12 protein-coding genes are annotated in these 20021 nt (G+C 67.7%); 5 read left to right on the top strand and 7 right to left on the bottom strand.

The features are described from left to right. Positions 1-37: 37 nt before the first annotated feature. Positions 38-5761 (bottom strand): alpha-2-macroglobulin family protein, encoded by a 5724-nt coding sequence (locus LLW23_RS10180; protein ID WP_228945191.1) that lies wholly within the window; start codon positions 5759-5761, stop codon positions 38-40. A gap of 131 nt (positions 5762-5892) precedes the next feature. On the opposite strand from LLW23_RS10180, the gene LLW23_RS10175 reads away from it, so the two are divergent. From LLW23_RS10175 to LLW23_RS10155, 5 genes are all read left to right on the top strand, one after another. After that, the gene (locus LLW23_RS10175; protein WP_228948535.1) at positions 5893-7266 is read left to right on the top strand and encodes a glycosyl transferase family protein; all 1374 of its coding nucleotides are present in this window, start codon (positions 5893-5895) and stop codon (positions 7264-7266) included. After that, positions 7263-8291 carry a hypothetical protein gene (locus LLW23_RS10170; RefSeq protein ID WP_228945189.1) on the top strand — a complete coding sequence of 343 codons (1029 nt, stop codon included), beginning with the start codon at positions 7263-7265 and terminating at the stop codon, positions 8289-8291. Before LLW23_RS10175 ends, LLW23_RS10170 begins: the two co-directional genes overlap by 4 nt. A 46-nt stretch (positions 8292-8337) precedes the next feature. Then, positions 8338-9252 (top strand): sulfite exporter TauE/SafE family protein, encoded by a 915-nt coding sequence (locus LLW23_RS10165; RefSeq protein ID WP_228945187.1) that lies wholly within the window; start codon positions 8338-8340, stop codon positions 9250-9252. Next, positions 9249-10007: a TIGR02186 family protein gene (locus LLW23_RS10160; RefSeq protein ID WP_228945185.1), complete on the top strand. Its 759-nt coding sequence runs from the start codon at positions 9249-9251 to the stop codon at positions 10005-10007. Before LLW23_RS10165 ends, LLW23_RS10160 begins: the two co-directional genes overlap by 4 nt. 80 nt (positions 10008-10087) lie before the next feature. Beyond that, complete coding sequence (locus LLW23_RS10155; RefSeq protein WP_228945183.1) at positions 10088-11746, top strand: ATP-binding protein; 1659 nt, start codon at positions 10088-10090, stop codon at positions 11744-11746. A 2-nt stretch (positions 11747-11748) separates the two neighbouring features. Here the strand turns inward: LLW23_RS10155 and LLW23_RS10150 are convergent, their stop codons facing one another. The 6 genes from LLW23_RS10150 to LLW23_RS10125 all read right to left on the bottom strand — a co-directional run bounded on the left by LLW23_RS10150 (position 11749) and on the right by LLW23_RS10125 (position 20015). Continuing rightward, positions 11749-13056 (bottom strand): dicarboxylate/amino acid:cation symporter, encoded by a 1308-nt coding sequence (locus LLW23_RS10150; protein ID WP_228945181.1) that lies wholly within the window; start codon positions 13054-13056, stop codon positions 11749-11751. 100 nt (positions 13057-13156) lie between these two features. Further along, positions 13157-13933: a hypothetical protein gene (locus LLW23_RS10145; RefSeq protein ID WP_228945179.1), complete on the bottom strand. Its 777-nt coding sequence runs from the start codon at positions 13931-13933 to the stop codon at positions 13157-13159. Between the two features lie 288 nt (positions 13934-14221). Further along, positions 14222-16411, bottom strand: coding sequence for a sodium-translocating pyrophosphatase (locus tag LLW23_RS10140; protein WP_228945177.1), 2190 nt, complete (start codon positions 16409-16411; stop codon positions 14222-14224). A gap of 110 nt (positions 16412-16521) precedes the next feature. Next, positions 16522-17412, bottom strand: a complete 891-nt coding sequence (thiL, locus tag LLW23_RS10135) for a thiamine-phosphate kinase (protein WP_228945175.1) — start codon at positions 17410-17412, stop codon at positions 16522-16524. Between the two features lie 18 nt (positions 17413-17430). Continuing rightward, positions 17431-18093: an MBL fold metallo-hydrolase gene (locus LLW23_RS10130; protein ID WP_228945173.1), complete on the bottom strand. Its 663-nt coding sequence runs from the start codon at positions 18091-18093 to the stop codon at positions 17431-17433. Further along, complete coding sequence (locus LLW23_RS10125; RefSeq protein ID WP_228945170.1) at positions 18090-20015, bottom strand: S9 family peptidase; 1926 nt, start codon at positions 20013-20015, stop codon at positions 18090-18092. Before LLW23_RS10125 ends, LLW23_RS10130 begins: the two co-directional genes overlap by 4 nt. Between the last annotated feature and the right edge of the window lie 6 nt (positions 20016-20021).

Below are 20021 nucleotides of genomic sequence, written 5' to 3'. Positions count from 1 at the left end.
CCGTCACAAACCACCGAGACGCTATCCGCGCATGCCCTCACTTCAACCCTACCGTCACCGAACCCACCGGCACGGCCGCGCGGATATCCGGCGAATACATCGCCTCCACCCGCGACGCCGGCAGCGCGAACCGCCCCGCGCCGTTCAACCGCATCGTATAGCTCACCGTGAACGACCCCGCCGGCACCCAGGCGAAATACCCCCGCCAAGCCTCACGCCCGCGCTCGACATACGCCGGCGACACACCCTCGCTCTCGCCACCCTCGCCAAGCATCGAAGATTGCCCTCCGAGCCCGCCGATCACCGTCGCCCCGGGCGGCACCGGATCGCTCACCACCACCCAATTGCGCTCCGCCGACGCGACCACCGTCAGCGTCACCCGCACCACGTCACCCCGCGTCAGCCGACCCGGATTGCGCGCCTGCACCACATCCATCTTGCGTGTCAGCCGGTATCCCGCCGACAGCGCCCGAGTCAGCGGCACCGCCGCCTTCACCGACACGCTCGCCCAAGGCCCAGCGCCACCCGCCTGCGACAGCAACAACGGCGATGGCGTCCCCGGCAAAGCAAACCGCGCCACCCGCGCCTCCGCCGCCAGCGGCCACCCACGCGCGATCGATCGCCCGCCGAGCGACAAGGTCGTCGTCCCCGCAATCGCCTGCGCCGGATAGATCGAAGCAAACTTGCGCACCGCCAGCGTGCCCCAGGCATTCGCCGGCGTCGTATCCCAATGCCCGCGCCGCTGCCGCATCGCCGTGCCCACCATCATCCGCGGCCCCTCGTCCTGCCATCCCGGCCGGCCGAGCGTCGCAATCAGCGCCTTGATCGTCCCCTCGTCGCCGGACGACATCAGCCACCACGGAGCATTGGCCTGATCCGACAGATCGATCCGCGATCCCTCATAGACCAGCCGGCTCCGCAGCACCGTCTCAGCCTGCGCCCGCAGCGCCGCCGCATTGGCGAGCCCCGCGGTCCGATCGATCGCGACGATATAATCCGCGAGCAACGCGGTGGGCATCTCGCCTGCCGCAATCCCGAGCTGCCCGAGCATCCCGGCCTCCGCCGCCCCCGCCCGCGCCAGCGCCGCGAACGCCGCCACGCGCTGCAACCGCACGTCGCCATATTCCTCGCGCCGCAGCCGCCCGTCGAGCACCGCCTTCAGCCCTTCGATCATCCGCGTGCGCACCGTATCGGGGATCGCCAGCCCGCCTTCGGCCGTGATCGCCAGAACATAGGCGGTCAGCGCTTCGGATCCCTGCAACGTGTCGCCGGGGAAATACCGCAGCAGACCATCGGGCGCCTGATACGTCGGCATTTCGCCCGCCAGCGCCGCCCAGCCGCGCGAATCACCCAGCGCGACGATCCGGCTCAGCCGCTGCTCGAAGCAATTGTACGGATACCCCGCCATATAATCGCGCACCCCCGCCAGTGGCGGCGCAAGCGTGTCGCTCAAGTGGACATCGACCCCGCCAAACCCCGGCAATGCCCCGGCCGGCGCCGTGATCGGGATCGTCGTAGCAGTGCCAACCTGCGCGATCGTCGCCGCCCAGGTCTCGACCGGTACCGCCGGAATCACGTCCTGCGACACGGTAATCCGGTCCGCCGCCCGCCCGTCGCTGGTCCGCGCGCTCACCTGCCAGCGCAGCGTTCCCGCCGCATTCGGCGCAGTCAGATTCCACGCGATCGGCGCCGCGCCGCCGGCCGGAATCGTGACCGTAATCGGCCGCCCCTGCGCGATCCGCGGCGTGATCGACGCCTCCGCCGTCACCGTCATCGGCTTGTCGGAGCCGTTACGCATTGTGAAACCGGCCGAATAATAATCGCCGCTGCGCACCAATGTCGGCATCCCGGCATAGATCGACAGATCCTGCGCCGTGCGAATGTCCGCCGTTCCCGTGCCGAACAATTGCGCCCCCTGCGTCGCGATCGCGACCAGCTTGAACGACGACAGCGCATCACTCAGCGGCACCGGCACGATGGCGCGCCCCTGCGCATCCAGCGCAACGCGCCCTTTCCACAGCAGCACCGGCTGGAAATTCTCGCGATTGAGCGCCGACATATCGCCGCCACCACCGCCGCCAGCCTCGACGGCCTTGCGACCATAGTGCCGCTTTCCAACGACTTGCGTCTGCCCCGTCGCGGTCAGCACCGCGAGCGGCCGGTCGCCCATCATCGCCGTCAGCACGTCCCACGATTCGTTCGGCGCAAGCTGCAACAGCGCCTGATCGACCGCCGCAAACGCCACATCCGCCGATCGCGCCGGCTTCCCATCGGGCGTCCGCACCGCAATCGCCACCCGCGCGGTATCGCGCGCGCCATACCGCTCGCGATCGGCCTTCACCTGCACCGCAAGTTGATGCGCCTCCCACCCGACCTTAACCTTGGCAATTCCGAGCCGATACGCCGGCTTCGACAGGTCGACCAACGCGGTCGGCGCCGGCGCTTCCTCGCGCGCCCCGAACAGCGACTTGAACCAGCCCCACCATCCAGGACTGGCACGCCCCCGCACCGCCAGCACCGAGACATAGACGTCGGGCGCATAAGCCCCGTCCATCGCCACCTCGACCACCGGATCCTTGCCCGACAGCTGCGTCGTGAAGCTCGAAAGCACCCCCTCGCGCTCGACCGTCACCAGCGCGGTCGCCTCGCGGAACGGCATGCGCACTTGGAACCGCGCCGTCTCGCCCGACTTGTACGCCAGTTGCTCGGGCACCAGATCCATCCGGTCGCCATTGTCGCCGCCGAACCACCAATCCTCGTCGCCCGCGAGCCACACCGATCGCGTCGCGCGCGCGACATTGCCGTCGCCGTCTGCGGTCGTCGCGACCACCGTCACCTCGCCCGACACGCCGGGATCGAGCGTACACTGCGCCAGCCCCTGCGCGTCGCTCGTCGCCGAACAGCTCGCGTCCAGCTTCTCGACGCGAACGCGATTGTCATAGGCATAGAAGCCACCGATCAGCCGCCGCCGCGCGGTCAGCACCTGCCGGCTGTACACCGCGACGCTCACCTTCTGGCCCTTGATCGGCTTGCCCGCGGTATCCAGCGCGACGAAGCGCAGCCGCAGATCATCCTGCTTCATCAGCCAGCCGTCGGTCTTCACGCCGAGCTGCACCGCCGACGCGAATACCGGCAGCGTCCGGCTCGCGGTCAGCGTCTCGCCATTGGCGTCCTGATAATCCATCTCGACGCGCATGTCGGCATTGCCGTCGATCGTACCCGGCGCCTCGACGCTCGTGCGCTGCGTCCCGTCCGCGCCCAGCGTGGCGGGCAGCGTCTGCGTCGGCGGAAAGGCGGTGCCGGTCTCTTCCCCGTCGCCGTCGAGCGGCCGCACCCCCTCCGTCACGGCCTTGCCGCCGAAGGTGAAATTGTCATAGCCATCGGGCGCGCTAGTGCGCGGCGACCAGCCGACGCGCACATCGACCGGCAGGTTCGACGCCCCCCCGCCCGACAGATACCCGACGAACAGGTCGAGCGGCACGGTCTTTGGCCGCACCAGCGCCGCCTTCGGCCCGCTCACGCTCGCGCGCATCGTCGGCAATTTGTATTCGTCGAGCCGGAAGCTCTGCTCGGTATAGATCGTGCGCTCGCCGGTCACGACCTGCAGGTCATAATCACCCATCGGCGCCCCCGCCGGCGCGGTCCATTGCGTCTCGCCGATGCCGTTGGCGTCGATCGCGAGTGGCAGCTCGAACTGCGTATCCGAGCCGCGGTGCGACAGTTTCAGCGTGCCGCGGAAACCCGGTGGCACCGCAAACCCGGTGCCGACCGGGCTGCGCGCGATATGCTTCATGTGGATCGTCTCGCCCTGCCGGACGAGCGCGCGATCGAACACCGTGTGGAGGATCTCCTTGCGCGCATCATAGCCGTAGGGAAGGTCGAAATCGTACGGCCGGATGCCCTCGCCCCAGTCGGTCAGCGTGAAGCTGAAATCGTCTCCGCTGCGCGCCGACACCATCAGCGCATGCGCGGTCGAGCTCTCGCCGCAACTCGCATAGGTCTCGGGCTGCGGCAGCCCGGCGGGGATCATCAGCCCGCCGCTGCGATCGGTCAACCCGCGCGCGAGCAGCTTGCCGGTGCAACTGTCGGTCACCGCCACCGCCGCGCCGCTGACGGGCTTGCCGCTGTCGAGGCTGGTCACCCACGTCAGGCTGCGCTCGCGACCCCATTTGAAATGCACCGCCATGTTGGTCACGAGCGCCGCCGCGGCGACATAGCGCGGCGCCTTGCGCCCGAGCAGCGCCTCGCCCAGCACCGGGCTGGCCAGCTCGACGACATAGAACCCCGGCTTGGCGAGTGGAATGCCGACCACCTCGAAGTCACGCCCCTTGCCCGGCAGCGCGACGTCGAGCTTTGTCCCCTTGCCCTCAAGGATCGACGTGTCGCCGGTGTGGTTGACGCGGCGGATCACCTCGCCCTTCGCGTCGGTGATATCCTCGACATTGCTCTCGCCCGCCTTGTCGACGGCGCGCAGCCATTCGGCGATCGCGCTGTCTCCATCGACGCGCATCGAAGCACCGCCGACCGCCAGGTTCCGCCCCTGCAAGCCCGGCTCGACGTTGCGCACGGTAACGGGCAGCACCCCGCCTTCCTTCGCTTCCAGAATGCCGAATGGCGCGGCGAACTTCACCAGCGGCGGCGCCTGATCGAACTTCACGTCGAGCGGAAAGCGCTCGGCGTTCACGAGCGCGCGCCCGCTCTCGTCCTTGATCTCCGCGGGGAAGGTGAGCTTCGCTGCGGTGCCCGCTGGCAGCGGTCGATCGAACGCAACGTCGCTCACCGTCGCGCGCTGCTGCTCCTCCTTGCTGAAGGTTGGCGCGATCGACTTCCCCTCCGCAGTGACGATGCGGATCGCCTGCGCCTGCGACATCGGGATCGCCGCGGTAAAGCGGACATAGGCCTTCTCGACCGGGCTGCACCCCGCCTGCGGGTTCACCCGGCTGCACTCGAACCGTGCGGTGAACGGCTTGCGCACCGTATAGTCGAACCGCTGATCTGCCCCCGCGCGCTTTCCGCCCGCCGCGGCAATGTCCGCCCCCCAGACGAGCGCCATGTCGCGCCCCGGCGGCAGCGCGCGGCGGCAGCGCAGCGCGGTGACCCCGGCGAGCGCACGTTGCCGCTCCGCCGCCGCCTCGGGCAGATCGGCCGGCATCCCCCCATTCTCGAGGAACTGGCGCACCTCCCAGCGATCCTTGCCGAGCCCGGCCAGCAGTTTGCCCGCGGTATCGGGCGCCAGCACCTCGACCGGAATGCGCTCGCCGATCCCGTCGACCGCGCAATAGGCCCCCGCCGCCACCGACTGCGCCGTCGGCGGCAGATTGGCGGCGACCAGGAACACCTGATCCTCCTCGATCTCGGTGCCATACGCCGACGGCAGCACCGCGCGCGCAACCGGCCCGCCAGAATCGACCGTGAAGCTCTGCTCGCCCGTCACCGCAAAGCCGGCGACGCTCTTCAGCCCGGCGCGCGTCTTGAACGTGCACGTGGTGCCGCCCGGCAGCGCGCTCGCGAAATCATGCACCCACGTCTGCTGATCGACCCACCGCCCGTCGCCGCCGACCGCACAATCGACGCTCATCGGCGCCGCCGCGCGCGGATCGCCGAGCGGCACCATCGGCTGGCTGAACCGCACCGTAAAGCGCGCGATCCCGCCCGCCTCGACTCCCGGCTGGGCGAGAATGACGCGCGGCGCATTGTCCGAAAGCGCCGCCACCGGTGCGAGCGCGAGCCCCAGGATCGCCAGCCGAACCGCGAGTCTCATCACGCACTCCCCCACTCGTCCGCCTGTCCTAAACTGATCCGCATCAAGGCTCCACCGGGATTGCACTGGGGATTTCAATAGTTAACCATCTGCCTGCCGAATCAGGGGGCTGAGGATTGGCGGTGGGGGACATGATCTTGGCGGCGCTCGACGTCGGCGTGCGCGAACTGACGCTGTTCGCCGCGATCGGCTTCCTCGTCGGCGGCGTGGACGATCTGCTCGTCGATCTTGCCTGGCTCGGCCATCGCCTCGTGCGCGGCACCACGCGCCGGCCGATCGCCAGCCTGCCGCACCCGCCGGCGCCCAGCCGCATCGCGATCTTCGTGCCGACGTGGGAAGAGGCCGGCGTGATCGGCGCGATGCTGTCGACCGCGCTCGCGCGGCTCGATCACCCGCGCTACCGGCTCTACGTCGGCTGCTATCCCAACGATCGCGCGACGATCGACGCGGTCGCGAACGTCGCCGAGCGCGATCCCCGCATCCGGCTGGTGATCGGCACGACGCCTGGGCCGACGACCAAGGCGGACAATCTCAACACGCTCTGGCGCGCGCTGCGCCGCGATGATGCGGCGGTTCGCGAAACGACGCGGATGGTCGTGCTCCACGATGCCGAGGATGTCGTCCATCCGGCCGAACTCACCGTGTACGATGCGCTGATCGCGGCGCATCCGCTGGTGCAGATCCCCGTCGTCCCGCTGATCGATCCTGCGGCGCGACTCGTGTCGGGGCATTATGCCGACGAATTCGCCGAGTCACACGGCCGCCAGATGGTGCTTCGCGCCGCGATCGGCGCCGGGCTGCCGCTGTCGGGCGTCGGCTGCGCCATGGCGGTCGACGTCCTCGCCGCACTGGAGGCAGCGCACGGGTCGCCGTTCGACGACACCAGCCTCACCGAGGATTACGAACTCGGGCTGCGCGCCGCCGCGCTCGGCCATGGCGCCTGCTTCGCACGCGTCTCGGATCGCAACGGGCGGCTCGTCGCCGTCCGCGCCTTCTTCCCGGCGACGATCGCCACCGCGGTAACCCAGAAGTCGCGCTGGATGACCGGGATCGCGCTCGCCGGCTGGGATCGCATCGGCTGGAGCCATTGGTCGCAAATCGCCGATCACTGGATGCGGATGCGCGATCGCCGTGCGCCGATCGCCGTCATCGTGCTTGCCGCCGCCTATCTCGCGCTCATCGGCTGGGGCTTATCGGCCAGTGTGCACCTGATCGCCGGAACCGCGCCGCCCGTCCTTGGCGCGGCGATGACCTTGGTTCTCGTCGTCAACGCGGCGCTGCTCGCGTGGCGGCTGGCGTGGCGCGTTGTCTCGACGACACGCGCCCACGGCTGGCGCGAGGGCCTCTGGTCGCTGCCGCGCGCGGTCGTCGGCAATCTGATCGGCCTGCTCGCCGCGCGCCACGCCGCGGTCCGCTACGCCCGCATTCTGGCGGGCGGCGCGCCGCGTTGGGAGAAGACCGTCCACGTATTCCCGACGGCGCCGGACGAGTTGGCGCCCCTGTGAGTGCGACCGGACGCCCGCTGCGCTTCCTGGTCGGCATCATGGCGGCATGGGTCGGCGTACGCTCGGCGCAGATTTGGCCAGACCTTACGCCGCAGCCCGCGCCGGCCGCAGCCGCCGCGAGCCGACCGATGCAAGCGCAAGCGACGCCCGGGCAAGCGGCGCGTGCCGAGCGACGATCCGGCGTGAGACCCGAAGCACTGACGTTGGCGATGGCGTCAGTCAGCCGCAGCGACACGGTCTCGCCGCGATCACGCCCGCCCGGCAGCCCACCGTCCCTAACGCCCGTAGCCGCTGAAGCATTCGTCGATCCGGCACCTGCCGACGCGCCGCGGCGCTTCATTCCCGTCGCCGCGATGGCGGTCCAGATGACCGCTCCGCCACCACTCACCACCATGGTGCCGCCGCGCCTCGCCGGCAGCGGCTGGATGATCGTGCGTGGCGCCGGCGCCGCGACCCCGTTCGCGCCCCAGCTCGGCGGCAGCCAGGCGGGGATGCGGCTGACCTACGCCATCGACGGGCCGCGCCGGCTTGCGCTGGCCGGCCGCGTGTCGAGCGCGCTCGGATCTCGCCAGCGCGAAGCGGCCGTCGGCGTCGACTGGCGCCCGACCGCGCTCCCGATTCACATCATCGCCGAACAGCGCATCGGCCTTGAGCGCGCCCGCGGCGGCCCGGCGCTCGGTCTGATCGGCGGCATCGGCCCGACGCCGATTGTCGGCAACGTGCGCCTCGACGCTTATGCACAAGGCGGCGCAATCGCCCGCGCCGGCGTCGAGGGATATGTCGACGGCGCGGTTCGGCTCGCGCATCCCGTCGCGGCGATCGGCCCGGCGCAGCTCGATCTCGGCCTTGGCGCATGGGGCGGCGCACAACGCGGCGCCGCCCGGCTCGATGCCGGCCCCGCCGCCACGCTCGCATTGCCGCTCGCCGGTCGCAGTCTTCGTTTGTCGTTGGAATGGCGCCAGCGGCTCGCCGGCCGCGCCGCGCCCACTTCAGGCCCGGCAGTATCGCTCGGCACCGATTTCTAACCGTAAAAGCTTCCGCCCGCGCGCCGATGCGCATAGTTGGGCGGGCATGGATCTCTACCTTCCGATCGCGAACCTCTCGGTCAACGCGCTCGTCATCATCGCGTTGGGCGGCGGGGTGGGGATACTCTCGGGCATGTTCGGCGTCGGCGGCGGGTTTCTCACCACGCCGCTGCTGATCGTCTACGGCATCCCGCCGACGGTCGCCGCCGCCTCCGCCGCCAGCCAGGTGACCGGCGCGAGCGTCTCGGGCGTGTCGGCCTATCTGCGCCGCGACGGTGTCGATATGAAGATGGGCGGCGTGCTGGTTGCCGGCGGCGTCGTCGGGTCGGTCGCCGGTGCCTGGCTCTTCCAGTTGCTCCAGGCGACCGGTCAGATCGATACGACGATCGCGATCACCTACGTCCTGCTGCTCGGCACGATCGGCGGCCTCATGCTGAAGGAATCGCTCGAGGCGATCTCGGTCTCGCGCGGCCGCCGTCCCGCCCCGGCGCGCCGTCGTCGCCACCATCCGCTGGTCGCCGCGCTGCCGTTCCGCATGCGTTTCTACCGCTCGGGGTTGTACATCTCGCCGCTCGCGCCGCTGCTGCTGGGCTTCCTGACCGGCATCCTCACCATCCTGCTCGGGATCGGCGGCGGCTTCGTGCTGGTGCCCGCGATGATCTACCTGCTCGGCATGGCGACTCAGGTCGTCGTCGGCACGTCGCTGTTCCAGATCCTGTTCGTCACTGCCGCCGCGACGATGGTCCACGCGCTGACCACCAAGGCCGTCGACATCGTCCTCGCTGGCCTGCTGCTGCTCGGCTCGGTCGTCGGCGCGCAGATCGGCGCGCGGTTCGCGGCCAAGGCGCGTCCCGAATATCTCCGCCTAGCGCTGGCGCTGATGGTCCTGCTGGTCGCCGGGCGGATCGCGATGGGGCTCGGCTGGCGCCCGACCGACATCTACTCGGTCGAGTTGTCGTGAGGCCAATCGCGCTTGCTCTCCTGACGCCGCTATTGCTCGCCCAGACCAAGCCAGTGCTGGTGCCCGACGTGTCGCAGCGCGAGATCCGCATCGCGTACAGCTTCACCGGCGCCGAACTGCTACTGTTCGGCGCGATCCTCTACCCCGGAGGGCGATTGCCCGACGACGAGCATCCGACCGATCTGGTCGTCGTGGTAAAGGGTCCGGTGCAGTCGATCACGGTTCGGGAGAAGGAAAAGCTCGCCGGCATCTGGATCAATGCCGAGGCGCTGCGTTACCGCTCGGCCCCCAGTTTCTACGCCATCGCCTCATCGCGCCCGATCAAGCAGATCGTCGACGATCGAACCCGCGCGATCTACGAACTGGGTCTCGGCAGTCTGCAACTGTCGCCCGCCTCGTCCGCGCCGTCGCAGGTGCAGGATCGCTTCGCCCGCGGCTTGGTCGATCTGCGTCGCCGTTCGGGCCTCTATTACGAGGCGCCCGGCGCGGTCGAGATAACCGAGGACGTGTTGTATCGCGCGCGCGTCGCCATCCCTGCGCGCGTGCCGGTCGGCAAGTTCACCGCGGAGACCTTCCTGATCCGTGACGGCAAGGTGCTGGCCGCAGCAGTGCGAGACATCGACGTGCAGAAATCGGGCTTCGAACGCTTCGTCGCGCGCGCCGCCGATCGCGCGTCGCTGCTTTACGGGCTCACCGCGGTCGCCTTGTCGGTGCTGCTCGGCTGGGGTGCCGGAAACATCGCCCGGCGGTTCTGAGCGCCAAAAAGTATCGCTCACGGGAAATTTACGTTCTTCGTGCAAAGAAGCCCAATGAGCGTCCCACGAGTTTCCCCCGCATGACCGCGCTGCCGGCTCAACGCTTGTTCGACGCGGCCGAGGCCGCCGACGTGCGCGCTCTCGAGGCGCCCGAAGCGATCGGCATCGTCGTCGAGATCGCCGGTTCGTCGAGCCAGGTGATGTTCGATCTCGCCGCACTCACCGCGCTCGCCGATCACTCCGATCCCGTGACCGCCGCCGGTGGCCAGGTCGGCGGGCAGATCAAGCTGCGCGTCGGCAACGCATGGCTGATCGCCAACGTCCGCTCGCTGCGGCTCGATGATTTCAACGCCGGCCGAGTCAGTGCCTTCATCGACTTCCTCGGCGAGGGCGACGAAGAGAAGCTGACCGGAAAGCTCTACAATTTCCGCCGCGGCGTGACGCGCTATCCGACGCCCGGCGCCGAGGTATATCCGATCAGCGGCGCTGATCTCGTACAAATCTATGCCGCCGACGATCGCGCGCATATCGAGGTCGGCAACGTCTACCCCACCGCCGAGATCCGCGCCGCGCTGTATGTCGATGCCATGCTCGGCAAGCACTTCGCGCTGCTCGGCTCGACCGGCACCGGCAAGTCGACCGCCGCCGCGCTGATCCTGCACCGCATCTGCGAGCTCGCCCCGCAGGGTCATATCGTGATGATCGACCCGCACGGCGAATATTCCGCCGCCTTCCGCCACAATGGCGCGCTGTACGACGTCTCGAATCTCAACATGCCGTACTGGCTGATGAACTTCGAGGAACATTGCGAAGTGTTCCTGACGACGCAGGGGTCCGAGCGGCAGGTCGATGCCGACATCCTCTCGAAGTGCCTGCTCGCCGCACGCGCCAAGAGCCGCGTCGGCAGCGAGATGCCCAAGCTGACGGTCGACGCGCCGGTGCCCTACCTGCTGAGCGATCTGACGAACCTGATCCAGCTCGAGATGGGCAAGATGGACAAGGCGACGAACACCGCGCCGTATCTGCGCCTCAAGTCCAAGATCGACGAGATCAAGGCCGATCCGCGCTACGGCTTCATGTTCTCCGGCATGCTCGTCGCCGATACGATGAGCGATTTCATCCGCCGCATCTTCCGCCTGCCCGGCGATGGCCGCCCGATCTCGATCATCGACGTGTCGGGCGTGCCGAGCGAGATCACCTCGGTGGTGGTCGCGATGCTCAGCCGGATGGTGTTCGATTTCGCCATCTGGTCGCGCAACGAGCCCCAGCGCCCGATCCTGCTCGTCTGCGAGGAAGCGCATCGGTACATCCCGAGCAGCGACGATGGCTCGTCGGTCGGCAAGATCCTCGGCCGGATCGCCAAGGAAGGCCGCAAGTACGGCGTATCGCTGGGGCTCATTACGCAGCGACCGTCGGATCTTGCCGAAGGCGTGCTTTCGCAATGCGGCACGATCATCGCGATGCGGCTCAACAACGATCGCGACCAGGCCTTCGTCCGCGCCGCCATGCCCGAAGGCGCGCGCGGCTTCCTCGATTCGATCCCCGCGCTGCGCAACCGCGAATGCATCATCTGCGGCGAAGGCGTCGCGATCCCGATCCGCGTCGCCTTCGACGGGCTGGAAGAAGTGAAGCGACCGGCCTCGGCCGACCCGATCTTCTCGAAGCTCTGGCGCGAAGTCGGCGAGGAAGACGAGATCATCCACCGCACGATCCAGAAGTGGCGCGCGCAGGGGCGGTGAACTTACCGGGGTGACACGGCAGTTGCGGACCCCGCGTCGCGATCCTTCCCCGCCACCATCACCGCAATCGCCAGATCGCCGGTCACGTTCAGCGCCGTCCGGCACATGTCGAGCAGCCGATCGACCCCCAGCACCAGTCCGATCGCGGTCGGCGGCACGCCCACCATGCCCAGGATGATCGCCACCACCGGCAGCGATCCGCCCGGCACCCCCGCCGTCCCGATCCCGCCCAGGATGCACACCAGCATCACCGTCAATTGCTGCACGATCGTCAGCTCCACACCGAAGAATTGCGCAAGGAAGATCACCGTCACGCCCTCGAAGATCGCGGTGCCGTTCTGGTTCGCCGTCGCCCCGATCGTCAGCACGAACCGCGCGACTCGCCGCGGCAGCTTCAGCTCGTTCTCGGCCACGCGCAGGCTGGTCGGCAGCGTCGCGTTCGACGAGGCGGTCGAAAACGCCATCACCATCGCCTCCTGGCTGCCGCGGAAGAAGGCGAGCGGCCGCATCCCGCCCGCGAGCCACACGCCGAGCGAATAGACGATGATCAAATGGATCAGCAGCGCGCCAATCACCGTGACCATGTACGCGGCCAGCCGCACGAGGATGTCGGCGCCGAACACCGCGGTCAGGTTGAACATGAAACACGCCACCGCGATCGGCGCGAGCCGGATGACGAAGCCGATCAGCGTCATCGTCACCTCGAGGATTCCCTCGATCGAATCCTGCAGCACCTGCGTCTTCTCCGACCGGACGAGCACCAGCCCGATCCCGAACGCCAGCGCGAAGAACATCAGCGCCAGGATATCGTCGGTCGAAGCAGCGCGAATGACATTGGTCGGAATGATCCCCAGCACCGATTCGAGCGCGCCCGGCGCCGCGCGCGATTCCTGCACGATCGCCGCCGCCCCCGCGCCCGCCTGTGCGAGCAGTTCCTTCGCCATCGCCGGATCGACCCCCGCGCCGGGCCGGATCACATTCACCAGCAGCAGTCCCAGCGCGACCGAGATGCCCGACAGCACGACGGTGAAGAACAGCGTCCGCAAGCCGACCTTCTTCAGCGCGGCGATATCGCCCATCTCCGCCACGCCCGTGACGAGCGCCGCGAACAGCAGCGGGATGACGAGCATGAACAGCAGCCGCAGGAAGATCTGCCCGATCGGCCCGGTGACGTACGTCGTCACCGTCCCCACCCACGCCGCATCCCCCGCGGTCGCATTGACGATCAACCCACCGACGAGGCCGACGATGAAGCCGGCGAGCATCTGCAGATGGAGCGGGAAACGGGCGAGCGTCGGAGTATCGTCCATCACACCCGAACGCGCAGCTTAGCGCGAAGCCTCACTGCTGAATGACTTGGTTTGGTGCTTAGCTGCCGTCCCGGTCAGTCGCGTGGCAGCTTGCCGCGCTTCAGTTTAGGTCCGCCACCAGCCGTTCCAGCATCGTCCGACGGCACGCATTCAACCGCCTCATGCCGTCTTTGTAGGTCTGGCTAGACATGAACGCGACCTGCCCCATCGGCAGGAAGGCCAGAGCAGGTGGAAGCCGAATTTCCACTTCACACCGACGCAGGTAGGTGGTCGCGGTGCCATCGAAGTAGTAGAGCTGATAATTCGGCCGCATCGGATCGTATCGTCTGTTGATATGAAAGCTAGGCCCGCGCGATGGACTGTCTAGCGATGTCAGCCGCACCGCCGGCGTGCTAACCCCCCGTCGCAACGCGTCGCGATCGATCACCGTCACCAGTAGCCATTCGCCCAGCCACTTACTGTATTCTTCGATCGTGCGGTGGCCGCGTTCCTTCGGTCCGTCCGTCGCATAGCGGCGAGTGCCCTCGATCCGATCGAAATGATCGCTCAGCACCTCAAGTGCGTCCTGCCGCCCGCTTTCCAACCCCAACACGAAGATCCGCGGCCGCGCGCGCATCGCGGCCGTCACGGGCGACAACTGTACCAGCGTCGCCTCGCTCGCCTTGCCACGCATGCTCCAGCGCCCACCCACGACCATCCCCGCGACACACACGACCGCGAGAGCGGCGCCGATGATGAAGGCCGTCGGCTGCCCCAAAGCCAGCCCGCGAACCGCCATGCCGATCCCGGCGAGGAAACCCGAGATGAGCAACGCGGCCACGATGAACGGCGCCGCCATCAGCAGAATGAACACGGCGTAGGCTAGCAAGACCTCCATTCCCGCTCCGTACCGCAGCAGGGTTACGAAAAGCTGGAGACGTAGGGGCACCCGCCGTGACCGATGTGGGCGTTAGCGGACATTCCCAGCCGTCATGCTGAACTCGTTTCAGCATCCAGCGTGCCACAAGCGCCGCCGTCGCCAGCGGACAGACGAACCTTGAAACGAGTTCAGGGTGACGGCAAATGGAGGTCAGCCGCGGTTGCCCTATACGGCTCAAAACCGCGTCAGAATCCCTTGAGCCCTTCCGCCACCCCGGAGCACGCCCCGGGGCGACGGACCACCCCCTCACCCCGCCGCCAACGCCGCCAGCAGCAACAGCGCCACGATATTGGTAATCTTGATCATCGGGTTCACCGCCGGCCCGGCAGTATCCTTGTACGGATCGCCCACCGTATCGCCGGTGATCGCGGCCTTGTGCGCTTCGGATCCCTTGCCGCCGTGGTTGCCGTCCTCGATATATTTCTTGGCATTGTCCCACGCGCCGCCGCCGCTCGTCATCGACAGCGCGACGAACAGCCCGGATACAATCACACCCAACAGCATCGCCCCCAGCGCCGCGAAGCCCGAGGCCTGGCCGTCGACCGCCGTCACGATGAAATACAGTGCGATCGGCGATAGCACCGGCAGCAGCGAGGGGATGATCATCTCGCGGATCGCCGCCTTGGTGACGAGATCCACCGTGCGCGCATAATCCGGCCGGCTCGTGCCCAGCATGATGCCGGGATTGTTGCGGAACTGCTCGCGCACTTCCTCAACCACCGCGCCCGCCGCGCGGCCGACTGCGGTCATCCCGAACGCGCCGAACAGATACGGCAGCAGCGCACCGAGCAACAGCCCGACGATCACATACGGGTTGGATAGGCTGAAATCGACGCTGATGTCGGGAAAATACGTCTGCAGATCGGTCGTGTACGCGCCGAACAGCACCAGCGCCGCCAGCCCCGCCGAGGCGATAGCATAGCCCTTCGTCACCGCCTTCGTCGTATTGCCGACCGCGTCGAGCGCGTCGGTGCGATGCCGCACGTCATCGGGCAGCCCCGCCATCTCGGCGATCCCGCCGGCATTGTCGGTCACCGGGCCATAGGCGTCGAGCGCGACGACCATCCCCGCCAGCGCCAGCATCGCGGTCGCGGCAAAGGCGATGCCGATCACGCCCGCCAATTTGTACGTCGCGACCACTGCGATCACGATCACCAGCGTCGGCAGCGCGGTCGCCTCCAGGCTGATCGCGAGCCCCTGGATCACGTTGGTGCCGTGCCCCGTCTCGCTGGCCTTGGCGATCGATTTCACCGGGCGATAATTGGTGCCGGTATAATATTCGGTGATCCACACGATCGCACCCGTCACCAGCAGGCCGATCATCATGCACCAGAACAGGTCCATGCCCGTGAACGCCGCGCTGGCGGTCGGCGCGCCGGTCACGTCGCTGCCCGCGACGCCGCCCACGGCATCGATGCCGCTGCCGATCGCACTGCCCGCGGGATCGAGGAAGCCGGCGGATCCGATCACCGCGTTCATGTCGCCAAGCGTCATCTGCGTCGCGACATAGATCGCCGGCACCGCGAGCAATGCCGAGGTCCAGAAGCCCTTGTACAGCGCGCCCATGATCGATCCGCTCGATCCCAGCCGCACCATATACGTGCCGATGATCGAGGTGATGATGCACACCCCGCCGACGATCAGCGGCAGGCTCATCAGGTTCATCAATTCGGATGGCGATGCCTGGATCAGCAGTGCGATCGAGATCATCGTCACGCCAAGCGTCACGACATACGTCTCGAACAGATCCGCCGCCATGCCTGCGCAATCGCCGACATTGTCACCCACGTTGTCCGCGATCACCGCCGGGTTGCGCGGATCGTCCTCGGGGATGCCCGCCTCGACCTTGCCGACGAGATCCGCGCCGACGTCCGCCGCCTTGGTGAAGATGCCACCGCCCAGCCGCGCGAAGATCGAGATCAGCGACGCGCCGAACGCCAGCGCGGTCAGCGCCTCGACGATCTCGCGCGCATTGGGCGCAAAGCCGGCCGGGCCGGTCAGATACCAGAAGAAGCCCGCGATCGAGAGCAGCCCGAGCCCCGCGACGAGCATGCCGGTAACCGCGCCCGATCGGAACGCCATCGTCAGCCCGCCCTGCAGGCTGGTCCGCGCCGCCTCCGCGGTCCGCACGTTGGCGCGCACCGAAATGTTCATGCCGGCATAGCCCGCCGCGCCCGAAAGCAATGCGCCGATCACGAACCCGACGGTGGAAAGCCGGCCGAGCGTCGCGAACAGGATAACCGCGACGATCACGCCGACGATCGCGATGGTGGTATATTGCCGCCCGAGATACGCTTTCGCACCCTCCTGGATGGCGGCGGCGATATCCTGCATCTTGGCGTTGCCGGGCGATGCGCGCAGCACTTGCTGGCTCGTGACGATGCCATAGACCACGGCGAGCACGCCGCAGAGCATCGCGATAGTGACCGTAGTCATCGCGTTCCTCCCCTATAATCTCGGCCGGTCGGTCCCCCCCGCAGGAAGTGGCCGCCGGTCTCCTGATTATGGACGGAGCGTATGGCGCGCCCGTACCAAGCGCAAGCGCCTTAGGCGCGGTGCTCGAAACCGAGTTTTTCCGGCAAAGCCACGGGGTTACCGTTGCGGGTGAGGACGAGGCCATGGCCCGGCGCGAAGCTGCCGATGCGCGCTGCGTGCCCGCTCGCATGCTGGTCGGGCGCCAGCGCGCACAGCAGCTGGTAATCGTCGCCGGCAGTCGCCGCGGGCAGCGGATCGTCACCGGCAAAGGCGCGATAGGCGGCGGACAGCGGCACGGCGTCGAGCGCGATCGTCACTTCCAGCCCGCTCGCCGCTGCCATGCGCCAGGCGTCGATCAGCAACCCGTCCGATACGTCCATCATCGCATGGGCCCGGGGCGCCAGGATGCGCCCCTCGGCTATCCGCGGGCGCGGGCGGCGATAGGCGGCGCGCAACGCATCGGGGCCATCCGCACCCTGTGCGATCGCAAGCCCCGCGCCCGCATCGCCGATCGTGCCCGTCACCCACAAGGCATCGCCCGCCTTTGCGCCCGAGCGCGGCGGCGCGACCGCGTCAGCACCGAACGCGGTGACGGTCAGCACACGCGGCGCCCCCGCCGGCAGCGAAACCGTGTCTCCGCCCAGCAACCGGCAGTCCAGCGCCGCAAGGCACGCGTCGAGCCCGGCCACGAACGCCCGGTCCCAGGCATCGCCCGACAGCGGATAGTTCAGCAGCACGCCCTCGGGCTCGGCGCCTTTGCCGGCCAGATCCGACAGGCTGACCGCGACCAGCTTCCACGCGACATCGCCGGGCGGATCGTCTGGCAGGAAATGAACGCCCTCGACCAGCGTATCGGTCGTCACGACGAACCCGCCGAGCCGCGCCGCGTCGTCGGCCAGGCCCAGCGCACCGGGATGCAGCGGCAGGCGGCGCAGCGCGGCGATGAACTCGGCTTCGGTCATGTCACCCTGCCCGCTTCCTCATCCGGCGAGCGCGTCGTCGCTCACGAACATGTTCCATTGCCGCTCGTGCGCGAAGGTCGATGGCTTGCCATGCCCCGGGATGAACGCCGTCTCCCCGCCCAGCGGCCACAGCTTCGTCACGATCGAATTCACCAGCGTCTGGTGGTCGCCCTGCGGCAGGTCGGTCCGCCCCACCGAGCCCTGGAACAATACGTCGCCGACCTGCGCGAAATTGGATGGCGCGTGATGGAAGATCACATGTCCGGCGGTGTGTCCGGGCGTGTGGTACACGTCGAGCGTCAAGTCCCCGATGGTCACCGTATCACCGTCGACAAGCCATCTGTTCGGCTCGAACGGCACCCCGTTTATCCCCCAGTTTCTCCCGTCCTCGGCCAGCCGCGCCAGCCAGAAGCGGTCGTCCTCATGCGGGCCCTCGATGGCGACGCCAAGCTCGTCGGCGAGTGGCTTGGCCTCCCCCGCATGGTCGATATGTCCATGAGTCAGCAGGACTTTCTCGACCGTCACCCCCGCCTGCGCCACCGCCGAGCGGATCTTGGCGAGATCCCCGCCAGGATCGATCACCGCCGCCTTCATCGTCGCAGTACACCACACCAACGTACAATTCTGCTCGATCGGCGTGACGGGCACGATCATTGCTTTGAGCGCGGGTTCGGCGGTCATTGTCCAGTCTCTCCAAGTAGATAGCGCTTCCAGAAGGTCAGCACCGCGAGCGCCGAATAGTCGCGATTCTCCTTCTTGGCATAGCCGTGGCCCTCATCCGCCGCGACGATATGCCACGCCGTCCCGCCATTCCCCCGCACCGCCGCGACAAGCTGATCGGCCTCGGACTTGGGCACGCGCGGATCGTTGGCGCCGGTGACGATCAGCAGCGGCACCTTGATCTCGTTGACCCGTGTCATCGGCGAGATCGCGATCAGCTGCGCCTTCTGCTTGGCATCGCGCTCGTCGCCATATTCGACGCGCCGCAGATCACGCCGATAGCTTTGCGTATTCTCGAGGAACGTCACGAAGTTCGAGATCGCAACGGTGCATTGCGCGCCCTTCAGTCGCGCGCCGTAGCGGATTGCCGAGGCGTAGCACATGTAGCCGCCATAGCTGCCGCCCTGCACGCCCACCTTGCCGGCATCGATCGCCGCATCCTTGTCGAACAGGTCGAGAAACGCACCGATGTCCTTCACTGAATCCTCGCGCTTGAACGGCCCATTGTCGAGGCTGACGAAGCGCTTGCCGAAGCCCGACGAGCCGCGAACATTGGGGTAGAACAGCGCGATGCCCAGCTCGTTGAGATAATAGTTCGCCGACCCGCGATAGCTCGGCCGCACCTGCCCCTCGGGGCCACCGTGGATGTCGATCAGCAGCGGGCGCTTGCCGGAGAATTTGGCCGGATCGGGCCGGTAGAGGAAGCCGGTCACGGCTTCCCCGTCGAAGCTCTTTACCGTGATCAGCTCCGGCGCGACGTTCTTCGTCGCATCCAGCCCTCCCGTCTCGCTCTGCGTCCAGCGCGTCACGGCTAGGCTCGCAGGATCCACGACGAACACGTCGCCCGGCGTCCCCGCGCTCGTCACGGTGACAGCGATCGCCCCCCACGGTGCGATGCTGATCCCGCCAACCACGCCCCGGGGGAGTCCGGTCACATCACGCGCTTGCCCGGTCTTCGGATCTAGCAGCTTCAGCTTGCCGATCCCTGCCTCGTTGGTGACATAGGCGATGAACGCGCCATCCTCGGCAATCTCAAACTCTTCGACATCCCACTTGCCCGGCGGTGTGACAGGGCGGAACTTGCCCGTCTTGGTATCGAGCGTGCCGAGCCGCTGCACGTCGGAGCCCTGATCGCCCGTCACCCACAATGTGCCATCGGGAGCATATTGCGCGTCGCTCCACGACACCTGCGCCTTCGGATCGGTCAGCGGCGTCAACGCGCCACTCGCAAGATCGAGCATGTAGAGGTTCGACTTCTGCACCGACAGATACTCGCCGACCACCGCGCTGCGGCCATCGGGTGCGAAGTCGGCGATCGCCCAGCCACCGCCCTTCACTTGCGCGACGAGCCGGTCGCTCTTGGGGTCACGCGGATCGACGACATAGAGGTCGCTGTCCGTCCCGTTGCGCCGCGTGGAGGTATAGCCGACGAGCCGGCCATCATGGCTCCAAGCGTTGAATTCGTTGCGGCTCTTACCGTCGGTGATCAGGTTGAGCCGGCCATCCTTCAGCGTGTAGAGCTGGAAGAACTCACCACCACCGATGTCCTTCTGCACCAGCAGCACATCGCCGGTCTTCGAGTAGGACGCATTGCCGATGCGATCGGCCTCGAAGGTGATCTGGCGGCGCATCGCCAGCGGCGTAGCGACGGTGTGGAGCTGCGCGACATTGGCGAACCGCGTCGAGATCAGCAACGATCGATCGACCGGACTCCAGCCGACACCGGCGGCCGAGCGCGCCTCCAGATACGGCCGCAGCGTGTCGGCAAGCGCAGCCGGGATCGCCGGCACGCCATCTGCGGTGATCGCCGCCGGCTTGGCGACCTGAGCGACGACAGGGACTGATATTGCGAGGGCGACGGCGCACGTGACTGATCGAAGCATGTCACT

It is taken from the genome of Sphingomonas radiodurans, from assembly GCF_020866845.1.
GTDB lineage: Bacteria > Pseudomonadota > Alphaproteobacteria > Sphingomonadales > Sphingomonadaceae > Sphingomonas > Sphingomonas radiodurans.
The sequence above is the reverse complement of the archived record's forward strand: the minus strand, read 5'-3'. Positions and strand labels throughout refer to the sequence as shown.

What these genes read in the sequence shown, in the direction of transcription:
- LLW23_RS10155 (WP_228945183.1), top strand. Translation starts at nt 10,088, where the DNA reads ATGACCGCGCTGCCGGCTCAACGCTTGTTCGACGCGGCCGAGGCCGCC.
- LLW23_RS10150 (WP_228945181.1), bottom strand. Translation starts at nt 13,056, where the DNA reads ATGGACGATACTCCGACGCTCGCCCGTTTCCCGCTCCATCTGCAGATG.
- LLW23_RS10125 (WP_228945170.1), bottom strand. Translation starts at nt 20,015, where the DNA reads ATGCTTCGATCAGTCACGTGCGCCGTCGCCCTCGCAATATCAGTCCCT.
- LLW23_RS10180 (WP_228945191.1), bottom strand. Translation starts at nt 5,761, where the DNA reads ATGAGACTCGCGGTTCGGCTGGCGATCCTGGGGCTCGCGCTCGCACCG.
- LLW23_RS10145 (WP_228945179.1), bottom strand. Translation starts at nt 13,933, where the DNA reads ATGGAGGTCTTGCTAGCCTACGCCGTGTTCATTCTGCTGATGGCGGCG.
- LLW23_RS10140 (WP_228945177.1), bottom strand. Translation starts at nt 16,411, where the DNA reads ATGACTACGGTCACTATCGCGATGCTCTGCGGCGTGCTCGCCGTGGTC.
- LLW23_RS10130 (WP_228945173.1), bottom strand. Translation starts at nt 18,093, where the DNA reads ATGACCGCCGAACCCGCGCTCAAAGCAATGATCGTGCCCGTCACGCCG.
- thiL (WP_228945175.1), bottom strand. Translation starts at nt 17,412, where the DNA reads ATGACCGAAGCCGAGTTCATCGCCGCGCTGCGCCGCCTGCCGCTGCAT.
- LLW23_RS10165 (WP_228945187.1), top strand. Translation starts at nt 8,338, where the DNA reads ATGGATCTCTACCTTCCGATCGCGAACCTCTCGGTCAACGCGCTCGTC.
- LLW23_RS10175 (WP_228948535.1), top strand. Translation starts at nt 5,893, where the DNA reads ATGATCTTGGCGGCGCTCGACGTCGGCGTGCGCGAACTGACGCTGTTC.